Raw genomic sequence first — 11,389 nt, 5'->3', positions numbered from 1 at the left:
TGCTAGTTTTCAGTATTTATTTCGGTTGGTGTCTGTTCATGAACAAGGGGCAGGACAAGGATAAATTGCGCTCCGTGGTTTTCCGCACTTCTGGCAGAGATAATGCCGTTGTGTTTGTCCATAATTTTTTTGGCAATTGCCAGTCCGATCCCCGTTCCTTCATAACTGCCCATGTTGTTGAGTCGCTGGAAAATCACGAATATTCTGTCGAGGAACTTCTCGTCGAAGCCAATGCCGTTGTCTTCAATGACAATGCGGCAGAAATTGCCGTCCGGCGAGGGCTGTCCATCAATGTCTTTTGTGTCAATGATGGAGGAAGTGATATGAATTTCGGGCGGCGTGCCTTCTTTGCAAAATTTGAGTGCATTGCTGATCAGGTTTTGAAACACTTGCCTGATCTGACTTGGAATGGTGTCAATAATGGGCAGCTTATCCAGGCGAATGATCGCTTTTTCATTTGAAATGATCTCGTCAAAATCAGATAAAAGCTCTTCCAGCAACGCATTGAGGTCGGTTGGTTGAAAACGCGCTTTAACAGACAGTCGCGAATAATCAAGCAAATCGCTGATGAGGCGCGACATTCTTGCCGACGAGCTGATGGATCGGTTGAGATAGGAGACGGCCTCCGCATTTTCATTTAAATATTTGTCTTTAATCAAATGATTGAAAGTCTGGATCTTACGCAGCGGTTCTTTCAAATCATGCGACACGACCCATGCAAACTGCTGCAATTCGTGGTTGGTCGTTTCGAGTTCTGAGTTTTTATCCAAAAGCTCCCGGGTCCTCAATTCCACTTTGTGTTCCAGCAATTCCGTGGCTATTTTTTGCTGGTGAATGTCCGTAAATGTGCCTACCCAGCGCACAATGCTGCCATTTTGAAGGATAGGGATTATTTTGAGTAAGAAATATTTTTCCTCTTCTGTTTCGAGATGTCTGAGTCGGGTTTCACTTGTAAACTCCTGTCCATCTTTAAGGTGCGTTTTCCAACGCTCGCATATGGCATCCTCGGGCGGCGTTTCCGGGAAAGTAGAGGCGTCTTTTGTGTATTGAAACCAATGCTCGTTTACGAACTCGATTTTCCCGTCGGTGCTGACGGTAAAGGCAATCTGCGGGAGCGATTCCAGTATGAAACGGAGCTCCTGCATTCTGCCGGCCAATTCTTCCTGCGCCTTTTTGCGGATTTCGATTTCGTGCTGCAATGAATGCTGAATGGCTTTCAGTTCCTGCTGCTGCTCGTAAAGCTTGTAAAAAGTTTTCACTTTCAGCAGGAGAATGTCAGGATCGACGGGCTTGGTCAGATAATCAAATCCTCCCGAAGAATATCCTCTGGTGATAAACTTTTTCTCTTTATTCACCGCAGAAAGAAAAATGATGGGCGTGTCCTTGGCCTTACTAAATCCGGAAATAGCTTCCGCAACTTCAAAACCGTCCATGCCAGGCATTTGCACGTCCATGATGATCACGGAATAGCTGTTTTTCAAGACTTTTTTCAAAGCCTCTTCACCAGATTCCGCACTATCCGTTTGAAAGTGATGCAGTTCGAGGATTTTTTTCAAAGGAAGGATATTTTCCGGCCTGTCGTCGACAATCAGAATCATAATATGGGCAAAATATTATCCATGGCAGTTCCTGCTTTGTGTCAGCGGTGATGTGAATTTGAAGAGAATATCTTAACCTGCGGGTGTATACGCTGGATTTCAAACACTTATCACACTGCAATTGCAGGCGTTAATTTTAGGTTTACGTCAATACAGGATATTCCGTTTAAGAATACAAAAATCATTCCAAAATTAGGGCAAATTTGCGCTTTTCCATGTTGTCAGGACGTTTTTTCGTCAATTTTCTGCTGTACGATCAGCTTCAATTCTTCCACCCATTTTTGGATGGTGATCATCGGATGAATGAATGGTTTGTTAAAATCCGCCGTTATGGAAGTATGACCTTGCTCATTGACCAGTGCAATGATCGCATCGACCAAATATTGATCATCGTCGCTATATGCCGTATCCTCGTTCATTTCGCCCACTCTTTCAAGGAATGCTGCCATTTTGGGCAATAAGTTGCTATCCATAATGTGACCAATTATTTGCGTTTGTTAACTTAATGATAATCTAGTTTGAGGACAACAACCGTGCCTTCTGGCATAATTTTATAGCAACTCTGGTTCTCAAACAAAAGTGCCAGCAATTTTTAAGCTTGTCAATGATGTAATGCGGACTCGCAAATGCGTTTGCCGCCGGGATATGTGTTGAACGAAAATTATTCAAAATGAAAGCATTATCTAACAACCAAGTAGTAAGCAGGTCGGAAAACAGTAAAGTAGTTGTTTACCCCGGAGAACCGTTTCCGTTGGGAGCGACCTGGGACGGTGAGGGAGTTAACTTCGCCTTATATTCAGAAAATGCAACAGGCGTTGAACTCTGTTTATTTGAAAGCATTGAAAGTGAAGCCGAACACGTAAAGATCGAAATCAAAGAGGTTTCTCACCACGTTTGGCACGTTTATGTGCCGGGGCTCGAACCCGGACAATTGTATGGATATCGCGTTCACGGCCCGTACGAGCCGACATATGGGCTGCGTTTCAACCCGAACAAACTCTTGATTGATCCTTACGCGAAATCCATTTCCGGGACCATTCAATGGCACGATGCGCTGTTTGGTTACGTAATTGGAGATGAAAACGAGGATTTGAGTTACAGCGAATTAGACAGTGCACCATACATTCCGAAATCGGTTGTGGTTGATCCTAGTTTCGACTGGGAGAATGTTCCTGCGCCCGAAATTCCTTACCACGACACGATTATATATGAAACCCATGTAAAAGGTTTTACATATCTCCATCCTGACATTCCGGAAGATATTAGGGGAACATATGCAGGATTGGCGCATCCGGCTTCAATTGAATATCTAAAAAAATTAGGAGTCAATGCTGTGGAATTAATGCCTGTGCATCACTTCATTTCGGACCGCCACCTGAAAGAGCGTCAGTTGACTAATTATTGGGGTTATAATTCCATTGGTTTTTTTGCGCCCGACGTTCGTTACAGCAGCGCCGGAACGCAGGGAGAGCAGGTGAAGGAATTCAAAAACATGGTCAAGGAACTGCACAAAGCAGGAATTGAGGTCATTCTCGACGTGGTTTACAATCACACCGGCGAAGGAAATCAAATGGGCCCGACATTGTCTTTCCGCGGAATCGACAACATGTCTTATTACAGGCTCATGGATGGTCGCTATTATATGGATTACACCGGAACAGGTAACACATTGAATGCCAGACTTCCTAGTGTGCTGCGATTAATCATGGACAGCCTTCGTTACTGGATCACGGAAATGCATGTGGATGGTTTCCGTTTTGACCTTGCATCCACGCTCGCCAGAGAATTGCATGCTGTGGACAGGCTAAGCGCGTTTTTTGATATTATCCACCAAGATCCGATCATTTCGCAGGTGAAGCTTATTGCAGAACCCTGGGATATCGGTCAGGATGGTTATCAGGTTGGTAAATTTCCAATTGGCTGGGCTGAATGGAATGGTCAATATCGCGATTGTATGCGCGATTACTGGCGCGGTGCAGACAGTATGCTTGCGGAATTTGCGGAGCGCTTCACTGGAAGTTCGGATTTGTATAAAGGTGAATATCGGAGACCGACGGCAAGCATTAACTTCATCACCGCGCATGACGGTTTCACATTGAACGATCTGGTGTCGTATAATGACAAACGTAACTTCGCCAATGGTGAGGACAATAATGATGGAGATGACCACAACCGCTCCTGGAACAGCGGCGATGAAGGCCCGAGCGAAAATCCGGAGGTGATCGAGCTGCGGAATAAGCAAAAACGTAATTTCCTGACGACACTCTTCTTATCACAAGGCGTTCCTATGCTGGTTGCAGGCGATGAATGGGGCAGGACGCAGGGAGGAAATAACAATGCATATTGTCAGGACAATGAAATCTCGTGGTTAAATTGGGATAAAGCCGATCAGGAGTTGCTTGGTTTTACGCAAAAATTAATTGCATTCAGTAAAGCGCACCGCACATTCCGCAGAAGAGACTGGTTCCGTGGCCTGCCAATCAAGGGCATTGGTCTGGAAGACATTGCCTGGTTCTTGCCCAATGGTGAGGAAATGCCGGAAGAAAACTGGGGACACGATTATGCCAAATCCCTTGCAGTTTATTTGAATGGAAAAGGAATTCGCCATGTCAACAAGAAAGGCGAGCCAATTTATGACGACAGTTTTTATATCGTTTTTAATGCCCATTACGAGCCCGTCGATTACACATTGCCTCCTGCAAAATATGGAACGGTGTGGCACAAAGTGATTGACACCAGTGCGAATCTTGTGTCTGAGGATGGAGAAGTTTTCGGGCCGGATGCGTCGGTGACGGTCGATAGCAGATCCATTGTTGTGTTTAAACATGCATTAGAAGAACAAAAAATATGATTATTGAAGATCAAATGCCGGTTCCCGGCGTACGTTTTAATGAATCCGGTCGGGCAAGTGTGGCAGTGTGGGCTCCGGAAGCGGAGCAGGTGAAGTTGGTTTTGCAAAAAGATCAATCGCGTATCCCGCTCGAAAAGGGCAATCTTGGCTTCTGGACTTTGCAGACGGATGCATTGAAGCCGGGGGATTTATACGAATTCACAGTAAAGGAAGAGCTGCTTCCTGACCCGGCAACATTGTCACAGCCGCAAGGCGTGCACGGCCCGTCTTGCGCTTACAATCTCAATCAGTTTGCGTGGACAGACAACAGTTGGGCTAACCATTCTCTTAAAGATTACATCATTTACGAGCTGCACACGGGTACATTCACAGCAGACGGCACATTTGCTTCAATGGAAGAAAAGCTTGACTATCTGGTGGACCTTGGTGTCAATGCCATCGAAATCATGCCCGTTTCACAATTCGCGGGGCCTGGAAACTGGGGTTATGACGGCGTGTTTCCTTATTGTGTGCAAGATTCGTATGGCGGGCCAAAAGCTTTGCAGCAACTGGTTAATGCTTGTCACGAAAAAGGACTTGCGGTTATTCTGGATGTGGTTTACAATCACATTGGGCCCGAGGGCAATGTTTTGTCACAATACGGTCCATACTTTACTGAAAAATACAACACGCCCTGGGGAAATGCGATCAACTTCGATGATGCCTGGTGTGATGGCGTGCGTCAGTATTTTTCAGAAAACGTGCTAATGTGGTTCCGCGATTTTCACATTGATGCATTGCGGATGGATGCAGTTCATGCCATTAAGGACATGAGCCCGGTTCATATCTTGCAGGAAATGCGTATGAAAGTGGATGCATTGCTTGCAGAAACAGGCAAGAAACATTTCCTGATTGTGGAAATGGACTTGAATGATACGCGCTTTATCAAACCGCTCACCGAAGGCGGTTATGGAATGGACGGACAATGGATCGATGAGTTTCACCATGCATTGCGCGTTTCATCCGGACAAGAAAAAAGCGGTTACTATTCTGACTTTGAGCCGATTACATCATTGGCCAAATCATACAAGGATGCTTACGTATTCGACGGATTGTATTCAGATCATAGGAAACGGAAGTTTGGCGTAAAAGCGGATGGCCGTCCGGGTGAGCAGTTTGTGGTTTTTTCCCAAAATCATGACCATGTAGGAAACAGAATGCTGGGAGAAAGAACGAGTCAACTCGTGTCATTTGAGATGCAAAAGTTGCTCGCAGGCGCTGTTTTCGTCAGTCCTTATTTGCCAATGCTTTTTATGGGTGAAGAATACAGCGAGCCCAATCCGTTCATGTATTTCGTTAGCCACACAGATCCGGAACTTGCGGAAGCCGTTAGAAAAGGCAGGAAGCGCGAGTTTGCTGCATTCCATTTGGAAGGAGAAGCGCCGGACCCGATGTCGGAAGAAACGTTCGGTAATTCCAAATTGCAATGGGAGCTGGTTGACCTGGGCCCGCACCAGGTTATGCTGCAATACTACAAAAAGCTGATTGCGCTTAGAAAGCAGGAGTCGACATTGCATAATGCGGATCGTGAAGCCATTGCCGTGGAAGCGGATGAAGCAAACGAAACGATTGTGGTCAGACGCTGGTCTAACAAGCAGGAAGTTGTGGCGATCCTCAATTTTGCAAAATCAGATCGTGAGTTCACATTGCCGGAAGGACAAAACGCGTGGCGCAAGCTGATTGCTTCTTCGGATGCGCTGTGGAATGGCGCGGGCAATGTGCCGGATTCGGTTGCAAACAATGCAATTAGCGTTCCCGCTGAGTCATTTGCCTTGTTTACAAATTCCGGATCTTAATCTTCATTTCATGCGGCGCAACTTCGTCTCCGCCAAAGTAAGGAAGCAATTTATATGCAATGCCCACGCCACCTGTACAGTGGCGGGGCATTTTTGTTTCAACGCCGTGATAAGTGAAAATGTAGGCATTATCTTCCAGCGCGATCTTGAAGCTGTTGGTCTCGTTGAGTTCCGCAGTCCCTAACTCCTTCTCCTGACGCACGCCGTTCACATATATGTAAGCGTAGATTCGGATCGCGCCCTCACGCCAGTTCCAGCCAAAGCGCGCGCTGTTTGTCTGGTGCAATGAACTGCAATCCGAAAAGCCGTAAAGCTTATTAATGTCATTCTGATTTTCGGCAACGAGCGTTTTGTAAACACACGAGCTGTCAAAAACTGCCTGAAAACGAAGCGAGGTCGCTGCAAAGGGTGCATTGCTGTTTTTATCAACTTCGTGATCACCGGCTTTGATCGTGTAAGTGATAAAATCGTCGCCAAAACTTGGTGTGTTCCCCACCCAGTCACAAGAAGAAAATGTTACCAGAATTACAAGGGCAGCAAAAAAGATGATTTTCATGGGAATGTGCATTGCGAACGCTAACTTATAACAAACGGTCAGCATATGAACGAAACACACCGGTAAAAATTGAACAAACGCTGCATTAGCCTTTAAGCCTTGGCAATTGTGTATTCGTTTAACGTCACAGGCGCATCTTTCAGCTTTTCCCTGAATTCTTCGACACTGCCGAAAGTGAGCTGCGACAATGTTTTTGATTCAAAACTGATCGTGAATGTGTCCACATCAAAAGGCCATGGCGTTACGGTTAGGCGGTTTTCTTCGGTTGACATCAGCTCATAATTTTGATCGTCCGGGCCTTTGCTGATCTCAATTTTCCGGTTTTCAGGCGGGACAAGATTTTGGCAGATTAGCAACGAAAATGCGTCGCACCATTCCAGAATAGCGTAAGCCATTTCAATTTGTTTGGGGGCAATGCCTGTTTCCTTAAACCACTTTTTGTCGTATGATTGCAGTTTTGCGCAATAGCGAACGATGGATTTGTCTGTTTCTTTGCCAAACAAAAACTGAATGTGACGAGACGTCAGCAACGCAATGTAGCGGCTTTTCGAAAGCGCAAATTGCAGCAAGACCTCACATTTGTCTTCATCAAACTGCCGCATTTTGAAGTTCACCGGACCGCCATTTTCATTGAGCAGCCGATCATCATTGAGAAACTCGTTGAATGCGTCATCGTGCTCGGTCGTTGCGATAATCGTTTCCAGCCAGCGCTCGGGCCGCAGTTCCTGTTTCCAGTGAAAGCACACCTGGCCCGACAGCAATCCGTGAGCGCGTTGAGAGATAATTTGCCAGCCGTTGTCTTTGTAATTAACGATCATTTCAGAAAATTCAAATTGTTTATGGTGCAAAAAAGGCCAGGAAAACTTCCTGGCCGGTTGCTGCTCATAACATTGTGCCAGCATTAATTTGCCGGCGTAAATTCACGTCTCGTCCCTTCATATAGTTCGTATTCCAGCAAGCGGCAGTCGATTGTGCTGGTGTAAAACTCTATTCTGCGCTTGGCTTTCAGCCCGATCTTCTTGGCAAGATCCAGGTTTCCTGTAAAAACATAACCAAAATAGCCTCCACACTTTTGTTTCATAAAATCGCCAATGCGGGCATAGGTTTCTTCAAGCGCTGCGACTTCGCCAAGCCGGTCGCCATATTCTGGATTGATGAAAAACACGCCTTTGTTTTCCTTCGGCACTTCCGTGTCTGCAAAATCGCAACATTCAAATTCAATCATATCGGCAACGCCAGCGGCGATTGCATTCTTTTTGGCGTTGGCAATGGCCACATTGCTATAATCCGTTGCGAGAATGCGTAAGTCCGGCACTTCGATGATCTGCTGTTCGAGCTGGTTTTGCTCAGCAAGATAAATCGATTCATCATATCCCAGAATATGCATGAATGCATAGTTGTCGCGAAAAAGGCCGGGGCGGCTGTTTGTGGCTATTAATGCAGCTTCAATTGCCAATGTTCCCGAACCGCACATGGGATTGATGAATGCGGATTTTCGGTCCCAGCGGCTTGCCAGAATCGTTGCAGAGGCCAATGCTTCGAGCATAGGCGCACGGCCCGGAATCTTTCTGTAACTGTGGCGCGCCAGTGAGTCCCCGGATGTGTCTATAAAAATTTCGGCTGAGTCGTTTTTCCAAAACAGATGGATCACCGCGCCGATCAAATCCGATCCGGTCGTTGGCCTGGTGCCTTTTTTGTCTCTGAACCGGTCTACAATGGCATCCTTCACGCGCAAGTTTGCAAACATGCTGTTGTTGATCGTTGGGTTTTGCACATTGCTCGTCACCGAAAAATAGCCTTCGTTTGGAATAATATCCTCCCAGGGCATGGTGACCAAAAACCGGTAAACATCATCGGGATGGTGCGCTGTGAAAGAGCCGAGGCTGTATAAAACCTGACTTGCGCAATACAAGTTTAGATTCAGCTTAATGCATTCATTGATAGAAGCTTTCACCCGTATGCCGGTGACAAACGCTTCCTCGATTTCCACCCCAAGCTCTTTCACTTCCTGTTCCAGATAAGGAGCAAGTCGCTTGTGGCAAGTGATAATGACGCGGGATGGAGTGGTAAAGTATGACATAATTGATGTTCAGCTGCGGCGGTCAGCTCTATTTGTTTGAAAGGACAAACTTAGCAGTTTCCGCTCGAAATCAGGATGCGGATTTGGTTTAAACAAAAAAATGGATCGCCCGAAAGCGATCCATCAATAGTATTAGCGACCAATGTTTCTTAGTTCAAACTTGCGTTCAGCTCAACCTCGGTGAATGCTTTTTCGCGCCCGGTGAGTTTTTGGCGGACTTTTTCGACTTCCTCGGTTGTGATTTTGTCGGCATCATTGCGCCAGGATTTTCTGATAAAGCTCAGCAACTGACCAATGTCCTCGCTGGGCATGTCTTTGTCATAACCAATCCCCGGCATATCACCGCTCACTTCCGGCGTTTGATAAACATGACCATTGACCTTCACCGGCCCGGTAAGCCCGAAAAGCACGATGGAAATCAGCTTGTCCTTGTTGCCCGTCACCCATTCGGACTGGTTCAGTGGCGGAGCGAGTGATTTCACGCCCCCACCGTCTGCGCCGTGGCAGGTTTGGCAAATGGACGTAAACAACATCTCGCCCTTTGGAAAGTCTTTTTTCAGCGTTTCCGGATTTCTGTTTCCGCGTGCGCTGCGTAAATTGGTTACAACGCGCTGCAATTGTTTGTTGAATGTGAAGTCAGGATTTGTTAAAGAGGCAGAAATTTCGGTTTGAAAAGCCTCTTCCTGATCCTGCAAATTGCTGATAACCGCATCTGACACAAAGCGGTTATTCGGATATTTTGTTGCCAGCTTCGTAAGGAGGCCGCGCGAAACCGAGGAGTCGAAGCGCTCGATGGTTCTTGAAATCAATGCAATGTAAGGCGCTGATAATGTGTCATTTTCGTCAATCATGGTGTTGAAAACCGACGCAAATTGCTGGTAAGACGACGGCGTCATCAAAGCAGGTGACACGGCTAATCCTTGCATGCGATAAGTCCATGTAGATTGTTTCAACCACTCCATCACTTCCTCCGTTTTAAGCGAATTTAAGCCTTCCAATGTCCACAGTGCATGGATTGCAAGCAATGGATTAGCAGTTTGCTTAACAGCTTCGCGCAGCGCAGGGACCGTTTGGTTATATTTTCCATCGATCAGCTTCTGCTGCGCGCGGTCCCTAACCCAGCCATTCGGATGCCCCAAAAGCTTTACAAGATCGGCAGCATTGGATGAAATCGTAACGGGTTTCGTTTTTGCATTTTTAGGAACGACCTTGTAAATCCTTCCGCTTGACAATGGTTGCGTAAGATCTCTTTTACCAATCTGATCTTTCAAATATGGCGTCAAATACGTTTTGTGCTGGATAATTCCGCGATACATGTCCAAAATATACATGGCGCCATCAGGGCCATTGTAAAGGCTCACCGGACGAAAACGCTCATCCGTGCTGGCCAGAAATTCTTTTCCTTTGTAAGCTTGCTCGCCTTTGACAACATAACCTTGCTCCGCCAAAATATTGCGTTTTATGAGGTTAGCAGAAGGTTCCGGCACAAATGCATTCCACGCATAAGCTTGTCCGAAAAGATCACCACGGTAAACCACAGGCCCGGCCGCCGCCGTGAAATCATTCAAGCGCAGGCTGTCATCAAGGATCTTGGCCATGTAACCGCGATTGACGCCAGGGGTCGGATGCAGCGGGTAAACTTTGTTGTTGGCAACAGCCTTTTCATTGTAGCCGGCCACGTTTTTCTGGTTTTTATTGGACGCGCCAAGACCAGCCGGAAAATAGTCGCCGAGCAGGTTTTGCGAATTGTTGTTGTAATAAAGACGCCCATAATCGTCCTGGCAAATGCCCCATTGACCGCGGAAATGCGTGTGCTCAATTTCCCATTTGTTACCTCGTTTGCGATATCGCTTGTCCGATTTTGCGTTGTAAATCCAGTTGTCCATGGCCCGCAGCAAACCATTTGGCTGGTGCTCCACGTTTCCGCCTTCTGTATATTTGGGATCAACAAGTGTCTTTTTTACGACCTTATCATTCTTCAATTCAAAAAACCACAAATTTGTTGGCTCAGCCACAAGTATGCCGTTTTCGATCAGGCAGATGGCTCTTGGCAGGACGAGCGAGTCGATGACGATGGTGCGGCCATCATAAACGCCATCATTGTTTTTGTCGTCCAGAATCACAATGTTCCCGTTCGGAATATCCTCGCCGGTTCCGATAGTGTCCGGCATGTAACCCGTCATTTCCACAACCCACATTCTCGCCTTATCGTCAAACTGCATGGCGACGGGCGAACTCACGAGCGGTTCGGACGCGATGAGCTTCACCTCAAAGCCATCCTCAATCTGCATTTTTTCAATCGTTTTCTCGGGAGCAATGAACGGCGATTTCCCGGCCACCGGAGCTGGTGCTTCCTTTTCTGTTTTTGTGGTAATAACCTGATTTGCCACAGTCTGCTTATTGGACTTACAATAAAGCATTGTCGCAGAAATGGTCAGGAAAAGGAAGTAGGCGCTTAATTTTTTCATT

The 11,389-nt window shown here is 46.5% G+C and carries 8 protein-coding genes; 2 read left to right on the top strand and 6 right to left on the bottom strand.

What is annotated here, in order from left to right; translation table 11 throughout:
- Positions 1-2 precede the first annotated feature (2 nt).
- Positions 3-1,598: a response regulator gene (locus tag LZG73_RS24600; protein WP_233855382.1), complete on the bottom strand. Its 1,596-nt coding sequence runs from the start codon at positions 1,596-1,598 to the stop codon at positions 3-5.
- Positions 1,599-1,819: 221 nt separating this feature from the next.
- Complete coding sequence (locus tag LZG73_RS24595) at positions 1,820-2,071, bottom strand: hypothetical protein (RefSeq protein WP_233855381.1); 252 nt, start codon at positions 2,069-2,071, stop codon at positions 1,820-1,822.
- Positions 2,072-2,268: 197 nt separating this feature from the next.
- Here LZG73_RS24595 and glgX point away from each other — a divergent pair, with 197 nt between their 5' ends.
- Entirely contained in the window at positions 2,269-4,449 is a 2,181-nt protein-coding gene (gene glgX, locus LZG73_RS24590) for a glycogen debranching protein GlgX (protein ID WP_233855380.1), read from the top strand.
- On the top strand, positions 4,446-6,284 hold the full coding sequence (gene treZ / locus LZG73_RS24585; RefSeq protein ID WP_233855379.1) for a malto-oligosyltrehalose trehalohydrolase: 1,839 nt from the start codon (positions 4,446-4,448) through the stop codon (positions 6,282-6,284). Before glgX ends, treZ begins: the two co-directional genes overlap by 4 nt.
- Here the strand turns inward: treZ and LZG73_RS24580 are convergent.
- The 4 genes from LZG73_RS24580 to LZG73_RS24565 all read right to left on the bottom strand — a co-directional run bounded on the left by LZG73_RS24580 (position 6,265) and on the right by LZG73_RS24565 (position 11,388).
- Positions 6,265-6,840: a hypothetical protein gene (locus LZG73_RS24580; RefSeq protein WP_233855378.1), complete on the bottom strand. Its 576-nt coding sequence runs from the start codon at positions 6,838-6,840 to the stop codon at positions 6,265-6,267. The genes treZ and LZG73_RS24580 overlap by 20 nt on opposite strands.
- 92 nt (positions 6,841-6,932) lie before the next feature.
- Positions 6,933-7,658, bottom strand: coding sequence for a DUF3891 family protein (locus tag LZG73_RS24575; RefSeq protein WP_233855376.1), 726 nt, complete (start codon positions 7,656-7,658; stop codon positions 6,933-6,935).
- A gap of 83 nt (positions 7,659-7,741) precedes the next feature.
- The gene (locus tag LZG73_RS24570; RefSeq protein WP_233855374.1) at positions 7,742-8,920 is read right to left on the bottom strand and encodes a class I SAM-dependent RNA methyltransferase; all 1,179 of its coding nucleotides are present in this window, start codon (positions 8,918-8,920) and stop codon (positions 7,742-7,744) included.
- A gap of 149 nt (positions 8,921-9,069) precedes the next feature.
- Positions 9,070-11,388, bottom strand: coding sequence for a c-type cytochrome (locus LZG73_RS24565; RefSeq protein ID WP_233855373.1), 2,319 nt, complete (start codon positions 11,386-11,388; stop codon positions 9,070-9,072).
- Between the last annotated feature and the right edge of the window lies 1 nt (position 11,389).

The organism is Dyadobacter sp. CY326 (assembly GCF_021390515.1).
Lineage (GTDB): Bacteria > Bacteroidota > Bacteroidia > Cytophagales > Spirosomataceae > Dyadobacter.
The sequence above is the reverse complement of the archived record's forward strand: the minus strand, read 5'-3'. Positions and strand labels throughout refer to the sequence as shown.